We start from the raw sequence: 24,892 nt of genomic DNA on the forward strand, positions 1-24,892 counted from the left end.
AATCAAGGAGAGATTCCCATGGCCTCCCCCTATGCCATCGTCCACACCGTGATCGGCCAGGTCTACGCGCGCTCGCCCGACGGCCTGCGCCGCCTGCTCGGCAAGGGTGCCCGGGTCTACGAAGGGGAACAGATCATCAGTCTGTCCAGCGAGGACATGATCACCCTGGCCCTGACGGACGGCCGCATGCTCGACCTCGGCCGCGACAGCCAGTGGATCCAGCCGCGCGGCCCGCGCAACCCCGACCACGTCGGCGAGGCCGTGCAGCAGATGCGCGAGATTCACTACCCGCTGCTGGCGGGCGTCGATCCGACCCTGATGTTCGAGCCGCCCGCCGCCGGCCCGGCCACCCCGGACGAGCCCGGCAAGGCCGCCGGCGGCCGGCGCAGCGTGGTGATTCTCGACACCGTGGGTGGCGAGGTGGAGGTGACCGGCGGTTTTGCCGTCGATGACCTGCCCCTGGCACGGCCGCTGGACGGTTACGAGGAGGGTCGTCATCCCCGCGCGGACGACGGGCCAGGCGTGCCGGCCCCGACCCACCAGCAGGGCCTGGAGGACCGCCCGCTGCAGGGTGACCTGTTCGAGGCCGGCGCCGCCCTGCGCCTGCTGGACTTTCGCATCGGCGACCAGACCCATGTCGCCGGCAGCCGCGTCCAGCTGCCCGGCCAGGGCAGCCTGGTACTGCATGCCGACGGCCGCTACGTATTCATCCCGGCGCCGGACTGGAACGGCAGCCTGCCGGAGATCCACTACCGGGCCGAGAGCGAGGGGCAGATTGCCGAATCGACTCTGCGCATCGACATCCTGCCCGCCAATGACGCGCCCGCCTCGGCCGACGTGCAGGTCAGCCTGGATCTGGGCCAGGCCTACCGGTTCAGCCCGGAGGATTTCCCTTTCGATGACGCGCGTGACGCGGTCAGCGGCCAGCAGCACGAACCGCTGCAACTGCTCATCGACAGCCTGCCCGCCTGCGGCAGCCTGCTGCTGAATGGCCAGCCCGTCAGTGCCGGCCAGGCCATCGATTTCGCCGACATCGCCGCCGGGCGGCTGCACTACCTGCCCGGCGCCGACGGCCAGGCAAGCTTCGACTTCCGCATCCGCGACAACGGCGGCCTGCCGGATGCGGACACCTCCGGCAGCCAGCGTTTCACCCTCGCCCAGGGCGACCTGGTGATTCCCGAGAACCCGAACTGCGACAACGAGGTACCCGGCGGCGCCGGCAACGACATCCTGCTCGGTGACAGCGGCGGCACCCAGACCAGCCTGCAGCCCGGGCAGAACTACAACATCGCCCTGCTCATCGACACCTCGGGCAGCATGGCCGCCGCCAGTGGCGACTCCAGCGCGACACGCATCGAGCTGGTGCGCGAGGCGCTGTTCAACCTGGCGCCGCAGCTCAAGGGGCACGACGGGGTCATCAATCTGGCGGTGATCGGCTTCGCCTCCCATGTCACCCTGCAGGTCAGCCTCGCCGGACTGGATGACGCCCGCCTCGACCAGTGGCTGGCGGACCTGGCGAACCTGGGCCCCGAGCACTTCGACTACAGCGCCGGCACCAACTACCAGGCGGGCTTCGAGGCGGCCACCGCCTGGTTCGCCCAGCAACCGGCGCAGGGCCATGAGAACCTCACCTACTTCCTCACCGACGGCAACCCGACCCAGTACTACGACCCCTACACCGGCAACCTGGCGGGTGGTGGCCCCTCAGTCAGCGCGGAAACGCTGCAGCACACCATCGACGCCTTCGCGCCGCTGGCGGCCATCAGCACCGTGCACGCCATCGGCATGGGCCAGGGCGTGAACGCCGAGCAGCTGGCCTTTTTCGACAACAGTCAGAGCACTGGCGAGCGCGGCCTGTGGCTGGCCGACGCCGACGGCATTCCCCGCTGGGTCAGCGGCCCGGCTGGCGACGCCACGATCATCGAACAGGCCGAGGAGCTGCAGGCCGCCCTGCAACCCGGCCGGCCGGTCAGCGAGCCGGTGGCGGTCGGCAACGACGCGATCACTGGCGGCGCCGGCAACGACATCCTGTTCGGTGATGTCATCAACACCGACCGCCTGCCCTGGGGCAGCGACGGCAACCCGGCGCGCCCGGAGCACCTGCCGGACGGTTCCGGGCTGGCGGCACTGGAAGCGTTCCTCGGCCTGCGCCAGGGCACGCCGCCCACGTCCGCGCAGCTGTACGACTACCTCAAGCAGCACCACGGCGAATTGCATCTGCCGGGCGACCCGCGCGGCGGGCACGACCGGCTGGACGGCGGCGCGGGGCACGATGTGCTGTATGGCCAGGGCGGCAACGACACCCTGCGCGGCGGGGCCGGCAGCGACCAGCTGTTCGGCGGGACCGGCGCGGACCGGTTCGTCTGGCGCCAGGGCGATGCCGGCAGGATTGGCGCGCCCGATCAGGACCGCGTCCATGACTTCAATGCCCAGGAAGGGGATCGCCTGGACCTGCGCGACCTGTTGCAGGGCGAGCACGCCGGCAACCTCGACGATTACCTGCAGCTGTTCGCCGCTGGCGAGGATGCCGTGCTGCTGGTCAGCTCGACCGGCCAGTTGAATGCCGGCGGCTCAGCGGGCACCCAGGCGGACCTGCAGATTCGCCTGGATGGCGTGGACGTGGCGGGGCGCAGCCTGGACAGCCTGATCGCCGGCGCCGATCCGCTGATCCGCGTGGATCAGGCCTGATCGCGCACCGGCACACCGGCGCCCAGCGCCGGCCAGGGCGCCGGCTCGCCGAACAGCCGGCCGACGACGCCCTGGAAACCCAGCACGCGCAGCACCTGCAGCTCCTCCGGGGTTTCCACCCGCTCGGCAATCAATGGCAGGTCGATACTGCGGGCGGTCTGCTGCAGGGCGGCGAGGAAGCGGCGTTTGTCCTCCTCGCGGTCGATGTGCTGGATATAGCCGCCATCGACCTTCAGCCAGGCCAGCCCGAGGCGTGACAGATTGCCCAGCCCGCCGAAGCGCCCGCCGAAATGCTGCAGGCTGAGGGCAAAGCCCAGGCGCCGCAGGCTGTGGGCCAGCGACTCCAGTTGCGCCGCCGGCAGCGGCCGGTTGCCGGCCAGCTCGAGGGTCAGCCGCGAGCTCAGCGTGGTATGCCGCCGCAGCAGGGCCAGCAGCTCCGCCTGGGCCTGCGCCGACTCCAGGCTGGCGGTGGACAGGCTCAGCGCCAGCGGCAGGCGATGGCCGGCCATCTGCTCCAGCACCAGGGCCAGCATCATGCGGTCGAAACGGGCCATCCAGCCGAAGCGCTCCAGCCAGGGCAGGAAACGCCCAGCCGGCAGGCAGCGGCCCTGCGCATCCGGCAGGCGCGCCAGCACCTTGTAGTGCAGCAGGTTGTCCGGATCGCGGGCCTCGACCACTGGCTGGAAGTGCAGCTGAAAGCGCCGCTGTTCCAGCGCCTGCTCCAGGCGCGCCTGCCACAGGTGGCGCTCTTCCAGGGTGTCGTCCAGGTCGGCGCGCTGCAGGCGATTCCACTGGGCGCTGGCCAGTTCGTCGATGGCCGCCAGCGCCTCGTCGGCCAGGCGCATCAGGGTCTGCGGATCGTCGCCGGGGCCGAACGGCACCAGGCCCAGGTGCGCCAGCGCGCCCTCGCGCGTGGTGGCGCGCAGGCTGTCCAGATCCGCCTGCAGGCGTTCGGCCAGCGCCTCGGCCTCGTCGGCCAGCAGCCCCGGCAACAGCAAGGCGAACTCGCCACCGCGCACCCGCGCCAGCAAGGCCGGCTGGGGCAGCTCGGCGCAGCGCTCGCGCAGCAGGCCGGCCAGATGGCAGATCAGCCGGTCCACCGGCTCGCCGCCCAGGCGCTGGTTCAGTCCCGCCAGGTCGCGGATGCGCAGCACGGCGAGGAAGCCATGGCGCACCGCCTCCTCGTCGGCCAGCCGGGCCCGCAGGCGCATCTCGAAGCTGCGGCGGTTGGCCAGCCCGGTCAGCGGGTCCGCGTAGGCCTCGTCACGCAGTGCTTCGAGGTGGCGGGCGTGCGCCTCGAACTGCCCGCGCAGACGCTCGACCATGTGATTCATCGCGCCGACCACTCGGCGCAGCTCCGGGCTGACCGGCTGTTTCGGCTGGCTGATGAACTCGCGGCGCTCCAGCGCTTCGGCCTGCTGCACCAGCGCGTCCAGCGGGCGCAGCTGCCGACGCAGCAGCCAGCCGCCGAGCAACGCGCTGGCCAGGCCGCACAGCGCCAGCCAGAACAGGCTGCCCAGCGCCGCGTGCCAGAGCGTGGCCAGGGCGAAGCGCGGCGTGCTGTCGACCTGCACGCGGGCCGCCTGCTGCCAGCCCCGGCTGACCAGCGCCTCGGCCTGGACCGCCGGCAGGTCGATCAGGCGCGCGAACCAGGCCGGCACCAGCGCCGGCTCGTGGCTGGCCTCCCGCTCCGCCAGCACCTGCTCGGCGGCGGGGTCGACCACGCGGATGCGCTCGAAGTAGCCGCTGTCGAAGATGGCGCTGACCAGCAGTTCGGTCATCTGCGCATCGTCCACATGATTGCCCAGCGCCAGGCCGAGTGCCGTCGCGGCGTTCTGGGCATGGGAGCGCAGCTGGGCCAGTTGCTGCTCGCGCGAGCTTTCCAGGCTGACCAGGACGTTGCCCGTATAGGCCAGGACCAGGAACAGGCCGATGGCCAGCAGCAGTTGTTTGAAGAGTGACATCCCTATCTCCATGAGCAAATTCCGTTGCGCGCCCCGTCGGGCCGGGCGGGCGCTAGCGCGGCACGCCGGGCGGGAACCCCTCGCGGCGCATGCGCTGCAGCACGTCCTGCCAGCGCGACAGGCCCAGGCTGTCGCCAGCCGGGCGATCGGCGTACCACAGGCCTTCGCCGTTGAAGGCATAGACGGGTTGCAGATCGCTTCGCTGGCTGGCGGGCAGCACGCGGGCGATGCGGTTATCCAGCACCCAGGGGTCCGCGTCGGCTTCAGCGTAGTAGGCCAGCACCATGTGCGCCTGTCCGTCGGCTTTCACATAGGTGAGGCGCAGGCGCTCCATCGGCACGCCGAGCCGGCGCAGGCTGACGTACTTGGCCAGCGCGTAGTCCTCGCAATCGGCCGCACCCTGGTACAGCGACTCGACGGGCGTGGCCCAGTAATCGATGCGCTGCCAGATACGGCGGTCCTCGTCGAAGCGCAGGGTGGCATTGAAGAAGCCGTTGACCGCGCGCAGCTGTTCCTCGACGTCGCGCTCGCGCTGCTCGTCGAGCAGGCGCCACCAGGCCTCCAGGCGCTGGCGACCCTCGGCCTGCGGGCCATACAGCGCCTCGGCGCGCCGGTCGATTTCCGCCTGATCCCAGGCCAGGACGGGCGCGGCACCGCCCAGCAGCACCAGCCAGCCGGCGATGCGCAGGCGCTCCGAGGCTCTTGGTAACCACGCTCCCGCGTCCGTCGATAGTCGCCTGTTCATGGGGTGGAATCCGCTCGCCGCGATCGGAAGGTTGGCCGGCCGCCGCCGTGACGGTCAGGCCCGGGCACAGGCTGTGACCGGGACAAGGCGGGAATGGTTGCATGGCCCGCGCGCCAAGGAACCGAACCCGCCCGGAGGACACTAAAGCGTACCTGCGTAGCGCAGCGGCGCCGAAGGAGCCAACCTCGATGACGACGATCTTCAGGCTCATCAGCTTTGCGGTACTCGCCCTCATGCTGATCGCAATCCTCTACGCCGGCACCATGGGCATCGTCCACTGGGCCGGTATCGGCGTCTGACGGGAGCCCGACATGAACAAGCGGCAGACCCGTTCCTTCGCCATCGGCTCCACCGCTGTCGCGGCGCTGGTCTTTCTCGGCCTCACCGTCGACAGCCACCGCCAGTTCCCCGAGCTGACCAACGCCGACAGCATCACCCCGGCGGTGACCCGCGGCATGGACATCTGGCACGCCAACAACTGCATCAACTGCCACACCCTGTTCGGCGAAGGCGCCTACTACGCGCCGGACCTGACCAAGATTACCCAGCTGCGTGGCGCGCCCTATCTCAAGGCGTTCATGAAGGAACCGGAACGCTTCTACGACGAACAGCGCCACCGCCGACTGATGCCCAATCCCGATCTCGAAGAGGGCGAGATCGACGACCTGATCGCCTTCCTGGACTGGGTCTCCAATGTCGACAACCAGGGCTGGCCGCCCCGGCCGATTCTGGTCACCGGCTCCTCGATTCCGGGCACCGGGCTGACCATCGCCCAGCAGGATCTCTCGGCCGGCGGTCAATTGCCGCCCGGCGCGCGCCCCGTCTCCGGCAGCGAGGATCCCATCGCCCTCGGCGAGGCCCTGTTCCGCACCGCCAGCCCCGCCTGCAACGCCTGCCATTCCATCGCCCCCGGGGTGAACCTGGCCGGGCCGACCCTGGCCGACCTGGCCACCCGGGCGCGCCAGGTCATCGAATCGCCGGATTACCAGGGCGAGGCCGACAGCGTCGAGGCCTTCATCCGCGAATCCATCGTGTCGCCGAGCGCCTACCTGCACCCCGGCGCGATGTATTCGACGGCGGGCGTTTCGTTCATGCCCACCAATTACGCCGAGGCGCTGTCCGCCGAGGAAATCGATCAGCTGGTGCAGTACCTCGCGTCATTCAAGTGAACGCGCCGCCACCGGTACGCCGGACGAACAATCAGGGGTTCAGCCATGCGCTACAAATCTCAATCCGTCGCCTACTGGTACTTCGCCGTGGCCATGGTGCTGTTCGGGCTGCAGCTGGTGTTCGGGCTGTTGTCGGCCGCCAAGTACCTGGGGCCGGATCCGCTGCTGAACATCCTGCCGTTCGACGTGAGCAAGGTGATCCACACCAACCTGCTGATCGTCTGGGTGCTCACCGGCTTCATGGGCGCGACCTACTGGATGGTGCCCGACGAATCACGCACCGAGCTGCACAGCACCCGGCTGGCCTATATCCAGCTGGTGCTGTGGGTGCTGATGGGCGTGACGGCGGTCATCGGCTACCTGTTCGGCTACGGCACCGGCAACAAGCTGCTTGAGCAGCCGCTGCCGCACAAGATCGTCATCGTCATCTGCATGCTGATCTTCCTCTACAACATCGGCATGACCATCAGGAAATCCGGGCGCTTCACCACCACCGAGGGCGTGCTGTTGCTGGGGCTGGTGAGCTCCGCCGTGCTGTTCCTGCCCGCCCTGCTGCATTACGAGAACTACACGGTCTCCATCTTCTACCGCTGGTGGACCATCCATCTGTGGGTGGAGGGCGTGTGGATGATGATCATGGGCGGCTTCCTCGCCTACCTGCTGATCCGCCTGTCCGGCGCGGACCGCGAGGTGCTGGAGAAGTGGCTGTACGTGATCGTCGGGCTGGTGTTCATTGCCGGCATCCTCGGCACCGCCCACCACTATTACTGGGTCGGCGTGCCCTATTACTGGCTGCCGATCGGCGGCTTCTTCAGCGCGCTGGAACCCCTGGCGATCGTCGGCATGGCCATGTACGCCTACAGCGCGATGCGCCGTTCAGGGCTGGCACACCCCAACGCGCTGGCACTGCACTGGACGCTGGGCAGCACCATCTTCACCCTGTTCGGCGCCGGGCTGCTGGGGCTGGCGCACACCTGGCCGAGCATCAACAAATGGACCCATGGCACGCTGGTCACCGCCATGCACGGCCATGCCGCCTTCTACGGCGCCTACGCAATGATCGTGCTGGCGATGATCACCTACGCCCTGCCCTCGCTCACCGACAAGCGCCCGGAGCAGGGCAGCGCCCTCGGCTACTGGGCGTTCTGGCTACAGCTGGCCGGCATGTTCGGCATGACCCTGTCCTTCGCCACCGCCGGCATCGGCCAGGTGTACCTGGAGCGGATCATGGGCATGGGTTATCTGGACGCGCAGCTGAAGATCCAGATCCACTTCGTCATGCTGATCAGCACCGCGACCCTATTCGCCGTCGGCGTGGGGCTGTTTATCTATGACTTCTTCCGCTACCACCCCCGCCTAGAGGTGATCACCGAGCGGGATGTACCGACCACGGCGGAGCGGAATGCCTGAGGTGGGGATGGAGCCGTCGATCCGGCTGACGGCGCGCCCGTCGGCGGACGCGCCCTGGTACTGCCCGGTCGGCGGCGAGGTGGCGTTGTTCGAGCAATGCCATGCCCGTGGGCTGGCCGTGATGCTCAAGGGGCCGACCGGGTGCGGCAAGACGCGCTTCGTCGAACATATGGCCTGGCGGCTGGGCCGACCGCTGATCACCATCCCCTGCCACGACGACCTGACCGCCAGCGACCTGATCGGCCGTTTCCTGATCCGCCACGACGGCACCGTCTGGCAGGACGGACCACTGACCCGCGCGGTGCGCGAAGGCGCCATCTGCTATCTGGACGAGGTCGTCGAGGCGCGACAGGACACCGTGGTGGTGCTGCATGCGCTGACCGACTACCGGCGCATGCTGCCGATCGACAAGACCGGCGAAACCCTCGAAGCCGCAGCGGGCTTCCAGCTGGTGGTGTCCTACAACCCCGGCTACCAGCGCCTGCTAAAGGACCTGAAACCCAGCACCCGGCAGCGCTTCGTGGCCATGGACCTGGACTTCCCGGCACCGGAGCAGGAGGCGCTGATCGTGCAACGGGAAAGCGGCGTCGAGCCGGCCATCGCCCGCGGGCTGGTCAGCCTGGCCGGGCGCATTCGCCAGCTGCGCGACCGTGGCTTGGCGGAAGTGCCCAGCACGCGGCTGCTGATCGCGGCCGCCACCCTGATCCAGTGCGGCGTTCCGGTGCGGGAAGCCTGTCGGGCGGCCATCGTCTCGCCACTGTCCGACGAGGCCTCGATGGTCAGCGCCCTGCGCGACCTGGTCGACGGCACCTTCGTGTAGAGGCGGGCGCCATGGCGGAAGCCGAAGAGCTGGTCAGCGACGCGGCGCGCCACGCGACTCTGCATGCGCGCGCGCTGTGGCGCCGCTACCACCCGCTGCCGGAAGGCCCGCCGACCGCCAGACTGGTCGACATCGCCCCGCGCCTGGAACTGTTGATCACCGCGACCACCGGAACGGCTTACCCGATCCGCATTGCCCAGCCACCCGCCCAGCCGACACTGCTGGCGCGCGTCTTCCGTCGCGCGCAGCACCCCTGGCAACGCCAGGCGGTCCCCGCCACCGACGGCCGTCACCTGTGGCTGCCCGCCGATTCGGGCCTCGAAGAGGTCGCCCGCGGCCACGAGCTCTATCGGGTCATGGCGCTGCAGCAGGCCATCCGGGCGCAACGCGGCAGCGCCGCAGCCATGGCTGCCCCGCTGCCGCCTCTGCTGGCAGACGCCTACCTGCTGCTCGAAGCCTGGGCCGTCGATGTGACGCTGACTCGGCTGCTGCCCGGGCTGGGCGCCGGCATCGAGCGCCTGAAGGCACATGCGCTGCGCCAGCGCCCGCCGCTGGCGGCATTCTCCGCACCACGCCAGCCACTCGAAGCGCTGGTCCGGCAACTGCTCGCCAGCCCCTGCGGCCAGGCACCGACGGGCTTTCCGTGCAGCGACTCGCCCGACCAGTCACTGCGCCAGGCTGCCGCCCTGCTCGCCAGCCTCGGCCTGTCGCCCGACGACCACCGCGTCGGCAATGCGCCGCTGCTGCACGACGGGTGGACCGGCAGTCTGCTTGCGCCAGCGCCTGGCGAGGCTGCCGCAGCGCCGGCGCCCGACCCGGCAGCCTGCCCGCCCCCACGCAGTGCCCGGTTGCCGCGTCGCCCGGAGGTGCGCCATGCCGAGCCGGACGAGGACCAGGGCGACGAAGGGATCTTCATGGTGCAGGCCGACGAGCCGCATCAGCATGCCGAAGACCCGCTGGGGCTGAATCGCCCGCTCGACCGGGACGAGGACACCAGCGCCGACGAATACGGCGACATGCTCAGCGAGCTGCCGCAGGCGCGACTGGTCGCCACGCCACAGCCCCCCCGGGAGGTTCTGATCAGCGACGATCCGCCGGAGGGCGGCACACGCCTGCAGCTCGCGCACGCCCTGGCAGCGGGCGAGGGGCTGGCATATCCGGAGTGGGACTACCGCGCCGGGCAGTATCGGCAGCCTGGCGCCATCGTCCGGCCGCTGCCCAACCTGCCCGGTTCGCCCGCCTGGGTGGAGCGGACGCTGGAGGAGCACCGCGCGCTGCTGGGGCAGATCCGGCGGCGCTTCGAGATGCTCAGGGCCCGGCGGGTGGCCCGGCGACGCCAACTGGACGGCGACGAGATCGATCTGGAGGCTTATGTCGACAGCTACGCCGACTTCCGGGGGGGCGCCTCGCTGTCCGAGGCGTTGTACCAGAGCCAACGCAAGGCGGAACGGGATCTGGCCATCTGCCTGCTGATCGACGTCAGCGGCTCCACCGACGGCTGGATCTCCAACCACCGACGCATCATCGACGTGGAGCGCGAAGCCCTGCTGCTGGTATGCGTGGCCCTCGACGGTCTGGGCGAGCCCTATGCGGTGCAGGCCTTTTCGGGCGAGGGCCCCGAGGTGGTGATCGTGCGCCAGCTGAAGGGCTTCGATGAGCCCTACGGCCGCGAAGTGGCGCTGCGCATCAGCGCGCTGGAGCCCGAGCACTACACCCGCACGGGCGCCGCGATTCGGCATGCCAGCAGCGGGCTGATGCGCCAGCGCGCCACGCACCGCCTGCTGTTGCTGCTCTCGGACGGCAGGCCGAACGATCAGGACGACTACGAGGGGACTTATGGGGTCGAGGACATGCGCCAGTCCGTCCGCGAAGCCACCGAGCAAGGCATTTCCACGTTCTGCCTGACCATCGACCGCCAAGCGCCCGGCTACCTGCCACTGACCTTCGGCGCAGGGCAGTACGCGCTACTGGACCATCCCGAACGACTGCCGAGCGTGCTGCTGGAATGGCTCAGACGCCTGGTAGCGCGCTGAGGATCCGCTCACTCCAGCGGTTCACGCTTCCAGCGGTAGTGGCTCACCTGACCGCGCCCTTCGTAACGACGGGCCTGGACGAAACGGTACTCACCCGCTGGCTCGTCGCGAAAATCCGCCTGCAGCGGCCGGAAGTGCTGGAACTGGGCCTTGGCTCCATAGCGGTTGAGCGCCTGCTCCGCAGTCGCCGAGTTCGGCTGGCCGGCACAGGCGGACAGCACAAGGGTGGAGCCCAGCAGGGCCAGGATCGACAGACGCATGGCAGGTCCCTCGCGGTAGGGGATGAGGTCACTGTGTGGACTCCTTCCGCCCGCCATGGTTGCAGCGCCGCGCCGGCGGGCTTCTTTTTTGCCCGGCCTTCTGGTAAAAAGGCCGCCGTTGCGGGCGTCGTATAATGGCCATTACCTGAGCTTCCCAAGCTCATGACGTGGGTTCGATTCCCATCGCCCGCTCCAGCTCTCCTGAAAACCGGCCCGATGGCCGGTTTTTTCGTTTCCGGCAGGTGCTCAGCGCGGTGCGCCCCAGACACTGGCCAGGTTCTGCAGCAGCGACGCGCTGACGCCTTCACCGCCGAAGTACTGCAGCAGCAGCTGGGAGAAGACCCCCACCATGCTGCTGTCCATGCCCAGCGCGGAAAACGCCTGGTTCACCCCGGCCTGGCTGCCGGTATTGCCCAGCGCGGCGCCGAGCAGTGATGACTGGCTGCCCTGGCCGCTCAGCATGCCCAGGGCGTTCAGCTGGCTGAGCGCGTTGCTGCCGGTGAGCTGCTGCAGACCCGGCACCTGCCGGGTCAGCTCGGCGTACTGGTTGCCGCCCAGCTGGCTCTGCGCCAGACCGAGCAGCGCGGCGGTGCCGCCCAGGGCCTGCTGGCCGGTGACCGGCGTGCCGGCGAACACATTGAGCAGCTCGGTGACGGTGCTTTGCGTGGCGCCGCCGGGGGTGGCGGCATGGATGGCCGAGGCGGTCTGCGCGGCATCGTTCATGGTCATGCCGGAGCCGGAGCAACCGGACAGCGCCGCGAGCAACGCCAGGGTCGCTGGAGCGAGGGGCTTCATCGAATAATCCTCATGGGGGGAAAAGAACCCAGCGGATTATCGACCGGTATCAGGCGATTGCCAGCCGAGCGGACTCGGCAGGCGCGAAGGAGGGGGATCAGCCGGCGGCCAGATCGAGTTGCAGCTGAATGCGGTCGCGGGTGGCCATGAGCCTTTGCTCGACCGACTCCAGCTGCTGGCGATGCTGTTCCTGCATTTCCAGGTGGGCGGAGCAGACGCTGAGCGCCGCCAGCAGTAGCAGTTCGTCCGAGCGCATGGCCGGACGCTTTTGCTGGATATCTGCAATGTGAGCGCGCAACAACGCAGCCGATTCCTCGAGAAGCTTCTGCTTCCCGCTCGGAGCCTTGAGAGCATAGTCGCGGCCGAAGAAGCTCAGAACCGAGACTGCGTTATCGCTGTTCATGCGCTGGCGATGACACTACCGATGCCGGTGCTCTGACCGGCGGCCGTCAGCTTGCCAGCCCGCTGCAGCAGGGTTTGCAGGCGCGCGACCACGGCGCCCTGTTTCTCTTCCATTTCCATTACCTGCAGTTGCAGGCTGTCGTTCTCTTCCTTGATCTGCGCCAGGGCTTCGGTCAACTCGGTCTGATTGGCCAGCAACTGCTGATTCTGCGTGAGCAGATCGCCAATGAGTTGCTCCATTTGCTCGAGGGTTTCTTCCAACATCATGACTTCCAGGGCATATCAACGGAGCCGCTACGATAATGGAAATGCGCAGCGGGTGGCCAGCAGCAAAAAGACTCCGAACGTCATCTTTCCGACCGCTACCCGCCGCAGTCGTCGGAGATTCGCACAGCGCTTCCCGGGGAACTATCTTTTCAGCATCGTTCACGACCGCAGGGAATCCCCGAACAATGATCAGCAACGCTTTTATAGATGCAGAAATCTTTCGCGAATATCTGATCGCCGTCGGCCTGGAAATACCGCCCCAGACAACTCCAGTGGAGGCCTGCGAGCTGGCGGTGCGCGGCCTCGACGACCAGCGGGCGCGGGAGCTGCGCCATCTGGTGGAACAGCTGCTGGCCGGCAGCGCCACCCTGCATCCGGACGTGCGCGAGGCCATTTCCCATGCGCTGCTGCCGGCGCTGTGCGAGGCGGCGGAACGGGGTGGCTGAACTCCCGGCTTTTTTATGCCGGCCACCTGCCAACGACACTTGCCGGCGATATACTTTGCAACCGCTACCGCTGTCTGGCGCGAACTTTCCGGCCAACAGTCACCGTACCCCATCTTTCAAATCACCGCGTATAGCAAACAGGTAACTCGTGACCAAAGAAGAGCTGCGTGCCGAACTCGAACGCCAGGCCAGCCGATATAAGGATATTTACGGCGGGGAAGTCATTACCTACGCCGCCCAGCCGGACCCGGGCCGCAAACCCTGGAGAAAGAAATCCACCGTTTCCGACCAAGTGTTCGAACGCGAACTGGAGCGCATGGAAAAAGACCTGCGCAAGGCCGCCGAAGAGCAGGCCGGCAAAGCGGGCAACTGATCCGCTCAGCGCTTGCCGCCGCCGCGCAGCGAGCCCAGCAGACCGCGCACCAGCTGCCGACCCAACTGACTGGCCGCCTGGCGCACCGCGCTTTGCACGGTGCGCTGCAGAAAATCACCAAGCTGCTCTGCCACCGGTGACCCGTCGCCCTGCTCTTCCGGCTTCGCCGTACTGACCACCGCCCGCGCCGCCAGCATTTCGTAGGCCGATTCGCGATCCAGGGTTCGCTCGTAGCGACCCGCCAGCGCCGAGTCGCGCAGCAGCCCTGCGCGCTCATCCTCGCCGAGCGGGCCGATACGCGATTGCGGCGGCGCGATCGCCACCCGCCGCACCGGGGCCGGCGTGCCCTTCTCTTCCAGCGTGCCCACCAGCGCCTCGCCGATGCCCAGCTCGGTCAGGGTGGCCAGGGTGTCGATCTCCGGGTTGGGGCGAAAGCCCTGGGCCACCGCACGCAGGGCCTTCTGCTCGCGCACCGTGTAGGCGCGCAGCGCGTGCTGGAGGCGCAATCCCAACTGGCCAAGCACCGCATCCGGCAGATCAGCGGGCGATTGGGTAACGAAATATACGCCGACCCCGCGCGAACGGATCAGCCGCACCACCTGCTCCAGACGCTCCTGCAGCGCCCGCGGCGTACCGTTGAACAGCAGGTGCGCCTCATCGAAGAACAGCGCCAGCAGTGGCCGCTCGGCGTCGCCACGCTCGGGCAACTGCTCGAACAGCTCGGCGAGCAGCCAGAGCAGGAAGGTGGCGTAGACCCGGGGCGCGTCATGCACCAGGCCACGGGCATCCAGCAGATGGATCATGCCGCGCCCGTCACTGGCCGGACGCAGCAGGTCTTCCAGCTGCAGGGCGGGCTCGCCGAACAGCGCCTCGGCGCCCTGCTGCTCCAGGGTGGCCAGGCGGCGTAGCAGCGCCTGGGCGGAAGCCCGGGTAAACAGCGCCGCATCGTCGCCCAGCGCCTGCGGGTTGCCCTGGAGGTAATTGAGCAGCGCCTTGAGGTCCTTGAGGTCGAGCAGCAGCAGACCTTCCCGATCGGCCACGCGGTAGGCCGCATACAGCGCGGCCTGCTGGCTGTCGGTCAGCTCCAGCAGATTGCCCAGCAACAGCGGGCCGATTTCGCTGAGGGTGGTGCGCAGCGGGTGACCGCTGCGGCCCTGGATGTCCCAGAGCGTTACCGGATAGGCCTTCGGCTGGTGCGCCAGCCAGGGCATGCTGGCGATGCGCTCGGCCACCTTGCCGGTCGGCGCACCAGCCGCGCCCAGGCCGCACAGGTCGCCCTTGATGTCGGTGGCGAACACCGCCACGCCGGCATCGCTGAAGTTTTCCACCAGGCGCTGCAGGGAGACGGTCTTGCCGGTGCCGGTGGCGCCGGCGATCAGGCCATGGCGGTTGGTCAGACGCAGCGGCTGGCCGACCGGCTGACCACGCGGGTCGCTACCGAGCAGGAAGGAAAGGGAATCGGACATGGCGGGCGCTCGCAGCGATGCATTCGCTTCTGAACGTAGCCCACCGGCCCGGATTCCTCGCGGGCCGGCCACGCAAAAAAGAAAAGCCCCGCACGAGGCGGGGCTTTCGGTACAGCGTGGGGCCGGTCGGCTTACATCATGCCGCCCATGCCACCCATGCCGCCCATGTCCGGCATGGCCGGAGCGGCCTTGTCTTCCGGCAGGTCGACGACCACGGCTTCGGTGGTGATCATCAGGCCGGCGATGGAGGCGGCGGCCTGCAGCGCGCTGCGGGTCACCTTGGCCGGATCGAGGATACCCATTTCGATCATGTCGCCGTACTCACCGGTGGCGGCGTTGTAGCCGTAGTTGCCGGAACCCTGCTTGACCTTGTCCAGCACCACGGACGCTTCGTCACCGGCGTTGGTGACGATCTGGCGCAGCGGAGCCTCGATGGCGCGACGCAGGATGTTGATACCGGCGTTCTGCTCCTCGTTGATCCCCTTCAGGTCGGCGATGGCCGACAGGGCACGCACCAGGGCGACACCGCCGCCAGGCACCACGCCTTCTTCGACGGCCGCACGGGTGGCGTGCAGGGCGTCTTCGACGCGAGCCTTCTTCTCTTTCATTTCCACTTCGGTGGCGGCGCCAACCTTGATCACCGCAACACCGCCAGCCAGCTTGGCCAGACGCTCCTGCAGCTTTTCCTTGTCGTAGTCGGAAGTGGTTTCTTCGATCTGCTTGCGGATCTGCAGCACGCGCGCTTCGATGTCGGCCTGGGCGCCGGCACCGTCGATGATGGTGGTGTTTTCCTTGGACAGGACCACGCGCTTGGCGTTGCCCAGGTGCTCCAGACCGGCGCCTTCCAGGCTCAGGCCGACTTCTTCGCTGATTACGGTACCGCCGGTGAGGATGGCGATGTCCTGCAGCATGGCCTTGCGGCGATCACCGAAGCCCGGCGCCTTGACGGCGGCGACCTTGACGATGCCACGCATGTTGTTGACCACCAGGGTGGCCAGGGCTTCGCCTTCCACGTCTTCGGCAACGATCAGCAGCGGACGACCGGACTTGGCCACGGCTTCCAGCACCGGCAGCAGTTCGCGGATGTTGGAGACTTTCTTGTCGACCAGCAGCAGCAGCGGGTTTTCCAGCTCGGCCACCATGGTGTCCGGCTTGTTGATGAAGTAGGGCGACAGGTAGCCACGGTCGAACTGCATGCCTTCGACGACGGACAGTTCGTTTTCCAGGCCCGAGCCTTCTTCAACGGTGATCACGCCTTCCTTGCCGACCTTGTCCATGGCTTCGGCAATGATGTTGCCGATGGAGTCGTCGGAGTTGGCAGAAATGGTACCCACCTGGGCGATGGCCTTGCTGTCGGCGCAGGGCTTGGCCAGGTTCTTCAGCTCGGCGACCACGGCGCTGGCGGCCTTGTCGATGCCGCGCTTGAGGTCCATCGGGTTCAGGCCGGCGGCCACGGACTTCAGGCCTTCGGTGACGATGGCCTGGGCCAGCACGGTGGCGGTGGTGGTGCCGTCACCGGCCTGGTCGTTGGCGCGGGAGGCGACGTCCTTCACCAGCTGGGCGCCGATGTTCTCGATCTTGTCCTTGAGCTCGATTTCCTTGGCGACGGACACGCCGTCCTTGGTGATCAGCGGCGCGCCGAAGCTGCGCTCGAGCACCACGTTGCGACCCTTCGGGCCGAGGGTGGCCTTCACTGCGTCGGCCAGGGTGTTGACGCCGGTCAGCATCTTCTTGCGGGCGGAATCACCGAACTTTACGTCTTTGGCAGCCATGTTCTTTCCTCGAATTCGTGGGGATAAATGCGTAAGCGGGGGATCAGCCTTCGATGATGGCGAGGATTTCGTTCTCGCTCATCACCAGCAGTTCTTCGCCATCGACCTTGATGGCGTTGCTGCCGGAATAGGGACCGAACACCACCTTGTCACCGACTTTGACGGTCAACGGACGAACGTCACCATTGTCCAGAATCCGACCTGCGCCTACGGCAACGACTTCACCGCGGTTCGGCTTTTCGGCAGCCGAGCCCGGCAGCACGATGCCACCAGCGGTTTTGCTTTCTTCTTCGCTGCGACGGATGACGACGCGGTCATTCAGAGGACGAAGTGCCATTGTCGATTTCTCCCAAGTAGTTGCTAGCAGCCGGTGATGCCACCGACCCGTTAGTGATTCCGGCGAGGCCGGAGCGGCGCGCCCCTGGCGCGCCGCGAAAACTGCTCTGCCGAAGCAGAAACCTTGCGGTGACAGCTAGATAGGGACAGGCAAGCGCATTTCAAGGGCGGGGGTGAAGAAAATTTCACCCCCGGGGGACGGGTCAGCGGTCGTGGCGCTTGTATTCGCCGTCGATAACGTTGGTGCGCTGCGACTGGCGCGCCGCCAGGTCGTCGGCAAAGGCGCGCTGGCGACGCGCCTGCTCCTCGGCCTTCTGACGCAGCTTGCGCAGCAGCAGGTTGCGGGTCATCGGCAACAGGCAGACCACGGCCAGGACATCGCTGATGAAACCGGGGAACAGCAGCAACAGGCCGCCGACAGCCAGCATCAGGCCTTCAAGCATGGCGGCTTCCGGCATTTCGCCGCGCGCCAGGCGCTCGCGGGCGCGCAGGGCCATGGCCGGTCCGGCCACGCGGATCAGCATGACGCCGAGAATCCCCGCGCCGATGATCAGCAGCAGCACGCCCAGTACCCCGATGGAGCCGCCGACCTTGATCATCACGGCCAGTTCGAGCAGGGGGAACAGCAGGAACAGCAACAGAAAGACACGCATCACAACTTCTCTGAAAGGGGAGCAACGCTCCGAATGCCCATTAGATGACGGTGCGCGGTCGGGAATTCAACCGTTGCGTTCGTCCCGTGCCGGCCATTGCGCGGCCCGCGCCAGCTGCACCAGGGCCTGACGAACCTCGAGCGGACTGTTACAGGATGTTGGGAACGCCAGCCAGTGCAGGCGCAACCCGACGCGCAGGTGAAATCCCTCGGCATCAATGCCGACCATTTCGGCCGCCTCGCCGGCAATGCCCGCCAGGGCCAGGTAGTGGGCAATCGCGGCGGCGTGATCGCTGTTCATGTGTTCCAGCATGCCGGACTCCGCCGCGCCGGCGAACGGATTGGCCAGGGTGATGCCGTCCAGCCAGTGAATCGCCCCGAAGCCGCCGATGAAACGCCAGCGCACCGGCTCGAGCACCCAGAAATCGAAATCGTGAATACGGTGGAAATCCCGCGCCTGCGGGAAATAGCGGTAGTAGCGCGCGGCAGCGGCCTCGATGGCGACCTCGTCATTCAGCTGCCGGGCCTCGGCCAGCAGGGTCAGCCGACCGGCGGCCTGCACGTCATCGGCGTCACGCTCGCCGACCAGCAGCGAACAGCGAGCGTCGGCGCGCAGGTTGTGGGTGTGCTGGGCGATGCGACTGATCAGCAGCAATGGCCGGCCGGCTTCATCCAGACAGTAGGGCACCACGGAACCGAACGGGAAACCGGGCATCTTTTTCGAGTGGGTAGCCAGCATGCCCCGGTATTCCTTGAGCAGCAGTTCTCGGGCATGCTTCGCGGCCTCGACGCTCATTTCGACTCCTCGCTGAATCCGTGGGAAACGGATGGGAGGCCCAGCATAGCCGCTGGCCCCCTGCGCGAGGCAACCACCCGCAGTACTTCAAGGGGCACAACATGGAACTCAAGGACAAAGTCATCATCATCACCGGCGGCGGACAAGGTCTGGGTCGCGCCATGGGCGAATACCTGGCGGGCCGGGGCGCCCGGCTGGCGCTGGTCGACCTCAACCAGGAGAAGCTGGACGAAGCCGTGGCCGCCTGCCAGAAGGCTGGCAGCGAGGCGCGCGCCTACCTGTGCAACGTGGCCAATGAAGAGCAGGTGACCGGCATGGTGGCCCAGGTGGCCGCCGACTTCGGCGCCCTGCACGGCCTGGTGAACAACGCCGGCATCCTGCGCGACGGCCTGACCATCAAGGTCAAGGACGGCGAGCTGAGCAAGATGAGCCTGGCCCAGTGGCAAGCGGTGATCGACGTGAACCTGACCGGCGTGTTCCTGTGCACCCGCGAGGTGGCGGCGAAGATGATCGAGCTGAACTGCCAGGGCGCGATCGTCAACATTTCCTCGATCTCCCGCGCCGGCAACATGGGCCAGGCCAACTACTCGGCCGCCAAGGCCGGGGTGGCCGCCGACACCGTGGTGTGGGCCAAGGAACTGGCCCGTTACGGCATCCGCGTCGGCGGCGTGGCACCGGGCTTCATCGAGACCGAGATGGTCGCCAGTATGAAACCCGAAGCCCTGGCCAAGATGACCTCGGGCATTCCGCTGCAGCGCCTCGGCCAGCCGAAGGAGATCGCCCACTCGGTGGCCTACATCATGGAGAACGACTACTTCACCGGTCGCATCCTGGAGCTGGACGGCGGCCTGCGCCTGTAATTCCGCTCCCCCGCCGCCGGCTCCCGCGGAGCCGGCGGATCACCAGCCGACGCCGACACCGAACAGGTAACGCTGCTCGTTCAGCCGGGCCTCGTCCTTGCCGCCCTTGAACATGTCCTTCTCGGCGCGCAGGTTCAGCCAGGCCCAGTCGGTGACCTTGTAACGCAGCCCCGCCTCGGCATCCAGCGCGTAGTCCGCCACGTTGTTCAGCGGCTTGCCGATCTCGCCCTTGCTGTACAGCTCGAAGCGCTTGCCCAGCAGGTAGCGGTTGTATTCCCACTTCAACGCCATGGACAGGAAGCTGTCGCTGCCGCCGCTGGCGTAGTCGTAATCGGTGCGGTTGAGCAGCGAAGCCAGCGAGAAGGCGCCCAGCTCGTTGTCCCAGAACTGGTAACCCGGACCGCTACCCAGCTGACGCTGGCGCTCCACATCGCCGATGTTGTCGCGCTGATAGTCGAGGCGACCCTGCCAGAACCATTGGTCGCTGACGAAATGGTCCAGCGCATAGTCGAGGTCATAGTTGTCCTCGACCTCCACGTCATTGCTCAGCTCCCGGTTGTATTCGGCCCCGGCATGGTGCCGCCAGCGACCATGACGGGCCAGGGTGGCGAGCTTGACGTTGTGGTCCTCCGTCTGGCTGGCGCCATCCTTGTAGTTGAAGGCCACGTCCACCGAGCCTTTCCAGGTCAGGTCGGTGAGCAACGGCTTGGGCCTGAGGATCTGCCGGATGCTGGACAGCGGCACGGTGCGCGGACGCTCGCCATTGGCCAGGGTCACGTGACCTTCCTCGGCGCTCTGCAGGGACCGGGCGACCTCGCCTTCATAGCGGCTTTGCTTGACCATCACGGCCTGGTCGCTTTCCAGGGTCGCCACACTCGACCAACTGATCGACAGCTCGCCGCTGTAGGAAGTCTGGAGGATCAGCTTGCCACCATCGAACGCCTTGATGGTGCCGGTCAGACGGTCGCCATTCTTCAACCAGACGGTATCGCCCAGCGCGGGCAGCGCGCAGCCCAGGGTGACTGCGCAGACAATACTTCTGAACCACATAGGGATAACTACATTGAATCGCTGCGGAAACGGTGCATTATCCCGGCTTGAACCAGGCGGCGCATCTTCGACCGACGGGCGTAGCCGTTCATCCCCTGGAGACCCGCCATGAGCGACCCGCTATTCGACAGCCCACAGGCGCGGCGCGAAGCGCTCTACGCCGCGCTCGCCCAGGTGCCGACCGGCAAGGTGGTGACCTACGGCCAGCTGGCCCAACTGGCTGGCCTGGGGCGCGCGGCGCGCTGGGTCGGACGCACCCTGGCGCAGCTGCCGGACGAAACACGCCTGCCCTGGCACCGCGTGCTGGCCGCCGGCGGACGCCTCAGCCTGCCCGCCGGCAGCCCGGCGGGCGACGAACAGCGCGCCCGCTTGCGGGGTGAGGGCCTGCTTATGGATGGGAACCGTGTGGACTTGCGTCGGCACGGCTGGCATCCGGAGGAAAACTGCGGTTAGATGCAGCCTTCTTGCCGCCTGCCTCGCCCTTTCCATGACCAAACAGACGTGGCGTGACGCCCTCGCCGCCTATGCCAGCCCGGCCACTCTGGCCCTGCTGCTGCTCGGTTTCGCCGCCGGCCTGCCCTACATGCTGGTGTTCGCCACGCTGTCGGTGTGGCTGCGCGAGGCCGGCGTATCGCTACAGGCCATTGGCTTCGCCAGCCTGATCGGCCTGGCCTATGCCTTCAAGTGGGTGTGGGCGCCAATGCTCGACCAGTGGCGCCTGCCGCTGCTCGGTCGCCTTGGCCGGCGTCGCTCCTGGCTGGTGCTGTCCCAGTGTCTGGTGATTCTTGGCCTGATCGGCATGGCGCTGTTCGATCCGCGCGAGCATCTGGCCTGGCTGATCGGCCTGGCGGTAATCGTAGCCTTCGCCTCTGCGACCCAGGATATCGCCATCGATGCCTATCGCCTGGAAGTCGCCGAGGACAGCCGGCAGGCCGCCCTGGCCGCCTGTTACATGGCCGGCTACCGGGTGGCCGCCCTGCTGGCCACCGCCGGCGCGCTGTACTTCGCCAGCTGGTTCGGCTCCACCAGCGAGGCCTACCATTTCGGCGCCTGGAGCGGCACCTACCTGCTGTTCGCCGCGCTGATGCTGCCCGGCCTGATCACCAGCCTGACGATCCGCGAGCCGCAGGCGCACAACCAGCAAAACGCGCCCTCCCAGTACGGCCTGCTTCGCCAACTGGCCTCGGTGCTGGTGCTGATCGTGTTGCTGGTTTCGGTCCCCGCGCTGTTCACCCAGCTGTACGACACCGAGTTCTCCCTGCTGGCCAGCAACCCGTTCGGCCTGCTCACCGATGATCGCGCCTTCCTGCGCGCCTTGCTCTACGGTCTGCTGGTCGCCGCCTGCCTGTCCGCCGTGGGCCGGCGCAGCCTGGCGCCGGTGCTCACGCCGGTCAGCGACTTCGTCCTGCGCTATCGCTGGCAGGCGCTGCTGATGCTCGGCCTGATCGCCACCTACCGGATGTCCGACACGGTGATGGGCGTCATGGCCAACGTGTTCTACATCGACCTGGGCTTTACCAAGGAGCAGATCGCCAGCGTCAGCAAGCTGTTCGGGCTGGTCATGACCCTGCTCGGCGCCGGCGCTGGCGGCCTGCTGATCGTGCGCTTCGGCATCATGCCGATCCTGTTCGTCGGCGGTGTGGCCTCGGCAGCCACCAATCTGCTATTCGCCCTGCTCAGCAGCATCGGACCCGATCTGCACATGCTGATGGTCACCATCAGTTGCGACAACTTCAGTGGCGGGCTGGCCACGGCGGCATTCGTCGCCTACCTGTCGAGCCTCACCAACCTGAAGTTCTCCGCCACCCAGTACGCGCTGCTCAGCTCCATCATGCTGCTGCTGCCACGCCTGGTGGGCGGCTATTCCGGCGCGCTGGTGGAAAGCCTCGGCTACCGGGAATTCTTCGTCATCACCGCCCTGCTGGGCATTCCCACCCTGATGCTCATCGGCCTGCAGTGGGGGCGTGATCGTCGCCATCCACAGCCTGCCCCGGCGGCCGAGTCCGAGGCACGCCAATGAAAAAGGGCCGGTGAACCGGCCCTTTTTCATTCAGTCGCGGAAGTTGTTGAACTGCAGCGGCATCTCGAAGTTCTGCCCGCGCAGCGAGGCGATGACCTCCTGCAGGTCGTCGCGCTTCTTGCCGGTGACCCGCACCTGCTCGCCCTGGATGGCGGCCTGGACCTTGAGCTTGGCGTCCTTGATATGGCCGACGATCTTCTTGGCCAGTTCCTTGTCGATGCCTTCGCGGAACGCCACATCCTGCTTCATCACCTTGCCGGAGGCGTAGGCGTCCTTCACTTCCATGCACTGCACGTCGATCTTGCGCTTGACCAGGCTGCCACGCACGATTTCCAGCACCTGCTCGAGCATGAACTCGGCTTCGGCGGTGATCGTCAGCTCCTTGTCCTTGCTTTCGATGCTGCATTTGCCGCGCAGGTCGAAACGCCGGTCAATTTCCTTCACGGCATTGTCCACGGCGTTGGTCAGTTCATGCTTGTCCAGTTCGGAAACCACGTCGAACGAGGGCATGGGAATCCTCCAAAAGGTTGTCGCGACCGGCTTCACGGAACGAAACGCGGCTGGCTTGACGGTTGTAAAGGGGCCGTCATTATAGCCGCACATTGTCCAAACCGGCCCCATGCGCCACCAGCGAGTCCGCCGATGCCCAACCCCCATGTCAGCATTCTGGTGGTGGACGACACCAAGTTCTCCAGCGCCCTGATCGGCCGCGCCCTGGCGCAGGCCGGTTACCCCGACGTGCGTTTCGCCAGCAGCGCCGGCGAGGCCCTGCGCCAGCTCGAGGAGCGGCCGGCCGGCATTCTGCTCGCCGACTGGCTGATGCCGGAAATGGACGGCCTGGAGCTGACCGCCCGGGTCCGCCAGCAGGACGAGATGTCCGACCACTACACCTACATCATGCTGCTCACCGGCCGCGAGGGCGAAAGCGATCTGAGCGAGGCGTTCGCGCGCGGCGTCGACGACTTCATCAGCAAGGCCAAGATCCATGAGCAGCTGGTGCCCCGCGTGCTGGCCGGCGACCGGCTGTGCAATACCCTGCAACGCCTGCTGCAGGAGAACCGTCAGCTCACCCAGAGCGTCACCAGCCTGGAGCAGCGCAGCCTGGTGGACCCGCTCACCGGCCTGGGCAACGCCCGCTGCCTGCACCTGAACCTGGCCAACTGCCTGCGCGAGCTGGAGAGCCGCGGCGGCGCCTTCTGCTTCCTGCTGATCGGTGTGCCGCAGCTGCCGGAACTGCTCGCCCGCAGCGGCGAGGCCCAGCATCGCGAGCTGCTGGCCGCCATCGCCCGGCGCCTGCAGCAGCTGGTGCGCCCGCTGGATGTGCTGGTCCGCCTGGATGACGGCCACTTCGCGCTGATCGCCCTGCTCGACCGCCTGGAGGAAGCGGCGGTGAACAGCTTCCGCCGCCTGGCCGACGGCCTCAACCGCCAGGCGTTCAAGACCCGCGACGGTTTCGTCGAGCTGCGCGCCGACATCGCCCTGCTGGGCGTCGACGCCCGCGCCCTGCCGCAGACCCCCGAGCAGTTGCTGGAACAGGCCGTCCAGTTGCTGGCCCGGAGCGGCCCCACGGGCGAGATGCGCATCCGCCAACTGGGCTGACACGCCGGGCGCTTTTGGCTATCGTCCGGACTTTTCCGCGCAAGAGCCCTCCTTCATGACCTGGCATATCCTCGGCGCCGGCAGCCTCGGCAGCCTCTGGGCTGTGCGCCTGGCACGCGCCAGCCTGCCCGTGACCCTGCTGCTGCGCAATGCCGAGCAACTGGCCGCCTATCGCGCGGCGGGCGGCCTGGCCCTGGTCGAGAACGGCGCGGAACAGCGCCTGGCGATCCCCGCCCAGACCCTCGACGACCCCGCGCCCATCCAGCGCCTGCTGCTGGCCTGCAAGGCCTACGACGCGCTTGGCGCCGTGCAAGCCATCGCCCCGCGACTGACGCCGGATGCCGAGCTGATCCTGCTGCAGAACGGCCTGGGCAGTCAGCAGCAGGTCACCGAACGATTGCCCCATGCGCGCTGCATCCTGGCCTCCAGCACCGAAGGCGCCTACCGCGACGGCCCGTTCCGGGTGGTGTTCGCCGGTCGCGGCCTGACCTGGCTGGGCGACCCGCGGGCTCCGACGCCGCCGCAGTGGCTCGGCGAGCTGAGCCGCGCCGGCATTCCCCACGAGTGGAGCGAGCGCATCGACAGCCGCCTGTGGCGCAAGCTGGCGCTCAACTGCGCGATCAATCCGCTGACGGTGCTGCACGACTGCCGCAACGGCGAGCTGCAGGCCCACGGCGACGAGGTGGCGGCGCTCTGCGCGGAACTGGCCGAGCTGCTGCACGCCTGCGACCAGGACGACGCCGCCAGCGGGCTGCTCGACGAGGTGCAACGGGTGATTCACGCCACCGCCGCCAACAGTTCCTCGATGCGCCAGGACGTCGCCGCCGGACGGCGCACCGAGATCGGCTACCTGCTCGGCCACGCCTGCGCCGAAGGCGCGCGCCGCGGCCTGCGCCTGCCGCGCCTCACCGCCCTGCTGCAAGCGCTGCGCGCCCATCTGCGCGCGCGCGGATTGCCCGATACCTGAAG

25 protein-coding genes and 1 tRNA gene are annotated in these 24,892 nt (G+C 67.6%); 13 read left to right on the forward strand and 13 right to left on the reverse strand.

The window, feature by feature from the left end:
- The first annotated feature begins 18 nt into the window (after window positions 1–18).
- Window positions 19–2,688 (forward strand): retention module-containing protein, encoded by a 2,670-nt coding sequence (locus tag VL129_RS11675; protein WP_325412992.1) that lies wholly within the window; start codon window positions 19–21, stop codon window positions 2,686–2,688.
- Here the strand turns inward: VL129_RS11675 and VL129_RS11680 are convergent.
- On the reverse strand, window positions 2,679–4,652 hold the full coding sequence (locus VL129_RS11680; RefSeq protein ID WP_325412993.1) for a bifunctional diguanylate cyclase/phosphodiesterase: 1,974 nt from the start codon (window positions 4,650–4,652) through the stop codon (window positions 2,679–2,681). The two genes, VL129_RS11675 and VL129_RS11680, sit on opposite strands and share 10 nt — an antisense overlap.
- A 52-nt stretch (window positions 4,653–4,704) precedes the next feature.
- Complete coding sequence (locus tag VL129_RS11685; protein WP_325412994.1) at window positions 4,705–5,397, reverse strand: transglutaminase-like cysteine peptidase; 693 nt, start codon at window positions 5,395–5,397, stop codon at window positions 4,705–4,707.
- Between the two features lie 311 nt (window positions 5,398–5,708).
- Here VL129_RS11685 and VL129_RS11690 point away from each other — a divergent pair, with 311 nt between their 5' ends.
- From VL129_RS11690 to VL129_RS11705, 4 genes are read left to right on the forward strand one after another with little or no spacing between them, the layout of a single operon-like run.
- Entirely contained in the window at window positions 5,709–6,566 is an 858-nt protein-coding gene (locus VL129_RS11690) for a c-type cytochrome (RefSeq protein WP_325412995.1), read from the forward strand.
- Between the two features lie 45 nt (window positions 6,567–6,611).
- Window positions 6,612–7,976 carry a cbb3-type cytochrome c oxidase subunit I gene (locus VL129_RS11695; protein WP_325412996.1) on the forward strand — a complete coding sequence of 455 codons (1,365 nt, stop codon included), beginning with the start codon at window positions 6,612–6,614 and terminating at the stop codon, window positions 7,974–7,976.
- 7 nt (window positions 7,977–7,983) lie between these two features.
- Window positions 7,984–8,796: a CbbQ/NirQ/NorQ/GpvN family protein gene (locus VL129_RS11700; RefSeq protein ID WP_325412997.1), complete on the forward strand. Its 813-nt coding sequence runs from the start codon at window positions 7,984–7,986 to the stop codon at window positions 8,794–8,796.
- Between the two features lie 11 nt (window positions 8,797–8,807).
- Window positions 8,808–10,829, forward strand: coding sequence for a nitric oxide reductase activation protein NorD (locus tag VL129_RS11705; protein ID WP_325412998.1), 2,022 nt, complete (start codon window positions 8,808–8,810; stop codon window positions 10,827–10,829).
- Between the two features lie 8 nt (window positions 10,830–10,837).
- Here the strand turns inward: VL129_RS11705 and VL129_RS11710 are convergent, their stop codons facing one another.
- A complete protein-coding gene (locus VL129_RS11710; RefSeq protein ID WP_325412999.1) occupies window positions 10,838–11,089 on the reverse strand; it encodes a hypothetical protein in 252 nt (83 codons plus the stop codon).
- A 120-nt stretch (window positions 11,090–11,209) separates the two neighbouring features.
- Here VL129_RS11710 and VL129_RS11715 point away from each other — a divergent pair.
- Window positions 11,210–11,284: transfer RNA gene (locus VL129_RS11715), tRNA-Gly, on the forward strand.
- Window positions 11,285–11,335: 51 nt separating this feature from the next.
- Here the strand turns inward: VL129_RS11715 and VL129_RS11720 are convergent.
- From VL129_RS11720 to VL129_RS11730, 3 genes are all read right to left on the reverse strand, one after another.
- Window positions 11,336–11,884, reverse strand: coding sequence for a DUF2780 domain-containing protein (locus VL129_RS11720; protein ID WP_325413000.1), 549 nt, complete (start codon window positions 11,882–11,884; stop codon window positions 11,336–11,338).
- Window positions 11,885–11,981: 97 nt separating this feature from the next.
- Complete coding sequence (locus tag VL129_RS11725) at window positions 11,982–12,287, reverse strand: cell division protein ZapA (RefSeq protein ID WP_027590780.1); 306 nt, start codon at window positions 12,285–12,287, stop codon at window positions 11,982–11,984.
- Entirely contained in the window at window positions 12,284–12,550 is a 267-nt protein-coding gene (locus VL129_RS11730; protein WP_325413001.1) for a hypothetical protein, read from the reverse strand. Before VL129_RS11730 ends, VL129_RS11725 begins: the two co-directional genes overlap by 4 nt.
- Before the next feature lie 188 nt (window positions 12,551–12,738).
- Between VL129_RS11730 and VL129_RS11735 the strand changes: the two genes are divergently transcribed.
- A complete protein-coding gene (locus VL129_RS11735) occupies window positions 12,739–12,999 on the forward strand; it encodes a hypothetical protein (RefSeq protein WP_325413002.1) in 261 nt (86 codons plus the stop codon).
- 148 nt (window positions 13,000–13,147) lie between these two features.
- Entirely contained in the window at window positions 13,148–13,372 is a 225-nt protein-coding gene (locus VL129_RS11740; protein ID WP_325413003.1) for a hypothetical protein, read from the forward strand.
- A 5-nt stretch (window positions 13,373–13,377) separates the two neighbouring features.
- On the opposite strand, the gene VL129_RS11745 is transcribed toward VL129_RS11740, so the two are convergent.
- The 5 genes from VL129_RS11745 to VL129_RS11765 all read right to left on the reverse strand — a co-directional run bounded on the left by VL129_RS11745 (window position 13,378) and on the right by VL129_RS11765 (window position 18,394).
- Complete coding sequence (locus VL129_RS11745; RefSeq protein ID WP_325413004.1) at window positions 13,378–14,838, reverse strand: helicase HerA-like domain-containing protein; 1,461 nt, start codon at window positions 14,836–14,838, stop codon at window positions 13,378–13,380.
- Window positions 14,839–14,969: 131 nt separating this feature from the next.
- Window positions 14,970–16,610 (reverse strand): chaperonin GroEL, encoded by a 1,641-nt coding sequence (gene groL, locus VL129_RS11750; RefSeq protein WP_325413005.1) that lies wholly within the window; start codon window positions 16,608–16,610, stop codon window positions 14,970–14,972.
- A 43-nt stretch (window positions 16,611–16,653) separates the two neighbouring features.
- Window positions 16,654–16,947 (reverse strand): co-chaperone GroES, encoded by a 294-nt coding sequence (locus tag VL129_RS11755; protein ID WP_325413006.1) that lies wholly within the window; start codon window positions 16,945–16,947, stop codon window positions 16,654–16,656.
- A gap of 202 nt (window positions 16,948–17,149) precedes the next feature.
- Window positions 17,150–17,599 carry an FxsA family protein gene (locus tag VL129_RS11760; protein ID WP_027590774.1) on the reverse strand — a complete coding sequence of 150 codons (450 nt, stop codon included), beginning with the start codon at window positions 17,597–17,599 and terminating at the stop codon, window positions 17,150–17,152.
- A 66-nt stretch (window positions 17,600–17,665) separates the two neighbouring features.
- Window positions 17,666–18,394: a HugZ family pyridoxamine 5'-phosphate oxidase gene (locus tag VL129_RS11765; protein ID WP_325413007.1), complete on the reverse strand. Its 729-nt coding sequence runs from the start codon at window positions 18,392–18,394 to the stop codon at window positions 17,666–17,668.
- A gap of 101 nt (window positions 18,395–18,495) precedes the next feature.
- Here VL129_RS11765 and VL129_RS11770 point away from each other — a divergent pair, with 101 nt between their 5' ends.
- Window positions 18,496–19,254, forward strand: a complete 759-nt coding sequence (locus VL129_RS11770; RefSeq protein WP_325413008.1) for an SDR family oxidoreductase — start codon at window positions 18,496–18,498, stop codon at window positions 19,252–19,254.
- A gap of 39 nt (window positions 19,255–19,293) precedes the next feature.
- Here VL129_RS11770 and VL129_RS11775 read toward each other — a convergent pair whose 3' ends face one another.
- On the reverse strand, window positions 19,294–20,304 hold the full coding sequence (locus VL129_RS11775; protein ID WP_325413009.1) for a DUF481 domain-containing protein: 1,011 nt from the start codon (window positions 20,302–20,304) through the stop codon (window positions 19,294–19,296).
- A 108-nt stretch (window positions 20,305–20,412) separates the two neighbouring features.
- Between VL129_RS11775 and VL129_RS11780 the strand changes: the two genes are divergently transcribed.
- Window positions 20,413–20,757, forward strand: coding sequence for an MGMT family protein (locus tag VL129_RS11780; RefSeq protein ID WP_325413010.1), 345 nt, complete (start codon window positions 20,413–20,415; stop codon window positions 20,755–20,757).
- 34 nt (window positions 20,758–20,791) lie between these two features.
- On the forward strand, window positions 20,792–22,324 hold the full coding sequence (locus VL129_RS11785) for an AmpG family muropeptide MFS transporter (RefSeq protein ID WP_325413011.1): 1,533 nt from the start codon (window positions 20,792–20,794) through the stop codon (window positions 22,322–22,324).
- A 30-nt stretch (window positions 22,325–22,354) separates the two neighbouring features.
- Here VL129_RS11785 and VL129_RS11790 read toward each other — a convergent pair whose 3' ends face one another.
- Window positions 22,355–22,834: a YajQ family cyclic di-GMP-binding protein gene (locus VL129_RS11790; RefSeq protein ID WP_325413012.1), complete on the reverse strand. Its 480-nt coding sequence runs from the start codon at window positions 22,832–22,834 to the stop codon at window positions 22,355–22,357.
- Between the two features lie 132 nt (window positions 22,835–22,966).
- Here VL129_RS11790 and VL129_RS11795 point away from each other — a divergent pair, with 132 nt between their 5' ends.
- Together VL129_RS11795 and VL129_RS11800 are read left to right on the forward strand one after the other, a co-directional pair.
- Entirely contained in the window at window positions 22,967–23,923 is a 957-nt protein-coding gene (locus tag VL129_RS11795) for a GGDEF domain-containing response regulator (protein ID WP_325413013.1), read from the forward strand.
- Window positions 23,924–23,978: 55 nt separating this feature from the next.
- Complete coding sequence (locus VL129_RS11800; RefSeq protein WP_325413014.1) at window positions 23,979–24,890, forward strand: putative 2-dehydropantoate 2-reductase; 912 nt, start codon at window positions 23,979–23,981, stop codon at window positions 24,888–24,890.
- Window positions 24,891–24,892 lie beyond the last annotated feature (2 nt).

Origin of the sequence: Pseudomonas sp. (assembly GCF_035497915.1) — a bacterium.
GTDB lineage: Bacteria > Pseudomonadota > Gammaproteobacteria > Pseudomonadales > Pseudomonadaceae > Serpens.

Coding starts and splice junctions, on each gene's coding strand:
- VL129_RS11675 (WP_325412992.1), top strand. CDS start 19: ATGGCCTCCCCCTATGCCATCGTCCACACCGTGATCGGCCAGGTCTAC.
- VL129_RS11680 (WP_325412993.1), bottom strand. CDS start 4,652: ATGTCACTCTTCAAACAACTGCTGCTGGCCATCGGCCTGTTCCTGGTC.
- VL129_RS11685 (WP_325412994.1), bottom strand. CDS start 5,397: ATGAACAGGCGACTATCGACGGACGCGGGAGCGTGGTTACCAAGAGCC.
- VL129_RS11690 (WP_325412995.1), top strand. CDS start 5,709: ATGAACAAGCGGCAGACCCGTTCCTTCGCCATCGGCTCCACCGCTGTC.
- VL129_RS11695 (WP_325412996.1), top strand. CDS start 6,612: ATGCGCTACAAATCTCAATCCGTCGCCTACTGGTACTTCGCCGTGGCC.
- VL129_RS11700 (WP_325412997.1), top strand. CDS start 7,984: ATGGAGCCGTCGATCCGGCTGACGGCGCGCCCGTCGGCGGACGCGCCC.
- VL129_RS11705 (WP_325412998.1), top strand. CDS start 8,808: ATGGCGGAAGCCGAAGAGCTGGTCAGCGACGCGGCGCGCCACGCGACT.
- VL129_RS11710 (WP_325412999.1), bottom strand. CDS start 11,089: ATGCGTCTGTCGATCCTGGCCCTGCTGGGCTCCACCCTTGTGCTGTCC.
- VL129_RS11720 (WP_325413000.1), bottom strand. CDS start 11,884: ATGAAGCCCCTCGCTCCAGCGACCCTGGCGTTGCTCGCGGCGCTGTCC.
- VL129_RS11725 (WP_027590780.1), bottom strand. CDS start 12,287: ATGAACAGCGATAACGCAGTCTCGGTTCTGAGCTTCTTCGGCCGCGAC.
- VL129_RS11730 (WP_325413001.1), bottom strand. CDS start 12,550: ATGTTGGAAGAAACCCTCGAGCAAATGGAGCAACTCATTGGCGATCTG.
- VL129_RS11735 (WP_325413002.1), top strand. CDS start 12,739: ATGATCAGCAACGCTTTTATAGATGCAGAAATCTTTCGCGAATATCTG.
- VL129_RS11745 (WP_325413004.1), bottom strand. CDS start 14,838: ATGTCCGATTCCCTTTCCTTCCTGCTCGGTAGCGACCCGCGTGGTCAG.
- groL (WP_325413005.1), bottom strand. CDS start 16,610: ATGGCTGCCAAAGACGTAAAGTTCGGTGATTCCGCCCGCAAGAAGATG.
- VL129_RS11755 (WP_325413006.1), bottom strand. CDS start 16,947: ATGGCACTTCGTCCTCTGAATGACCGCGTCGTCATCCGTCGCAGCGAA.
- VL129_RS11760 (WP_027590774.1), bottom strand. CDS start 17,599: ATGCGTGTCTTTCTGTTGCTGTTCCTGCTGTTCCCCCTGCTCGAACTG.
- VL129_RS11765 (WP_325413007.1), bottom strand. CDS start 18,394: ATGAGCGTCGAGGCCGCGAAGCATGCCCGAGAACTGCTGCTCAAGGAA.
- VL129_RS11770 (WP_325413008.1), top strand. CDS start 18,496: ATGGAACTCAAGGACAAAGTCATCATCATCACCGGCGGCGGACAAGGT.
- VL129_RS11775 (WP_325413009.1), bottom strand. CDS start 20,304: ATGTGGTTCAGAAGTATTGTCTGCGCAGTCACCCTGGGCTGCGCGCTG.
- VL129_RS11780 (WP_325413010.1), top strand. CDS start 20,413: ATGAGCGACCCGCTATTCGACAGCCCACAGGCGCGGCGCGAAGCGCTC.
- VL129_RS11785 (WP_325413011.1), top strand. CDS start 20,792: ATGACCAAACAGACGTGGCGTGACGCCCTCGCCGCCTATGCCAGCCCG.
- VL129_RS11790 (WP_325413012.1), bottom strand. CDS start 22,834: ATGCCCTCGTTCGACGTGGTTTCCGAACTGGACAAGCATGAACTGACC.
- VL129_RS11795 (WP_325413013.1), top strand. CDS start 22,967: ATGCCCAACCCCCATGTCAGCATTCTGGTGGTGGACGACACCAAGTTC.
- VL129_RS11800 (WP_325413014.1), top strand. CDS start 23,979: ATGACCTGGCATATCCTCGGCGCCGGCAGCCTCGGCAGCCTCTGGGCT.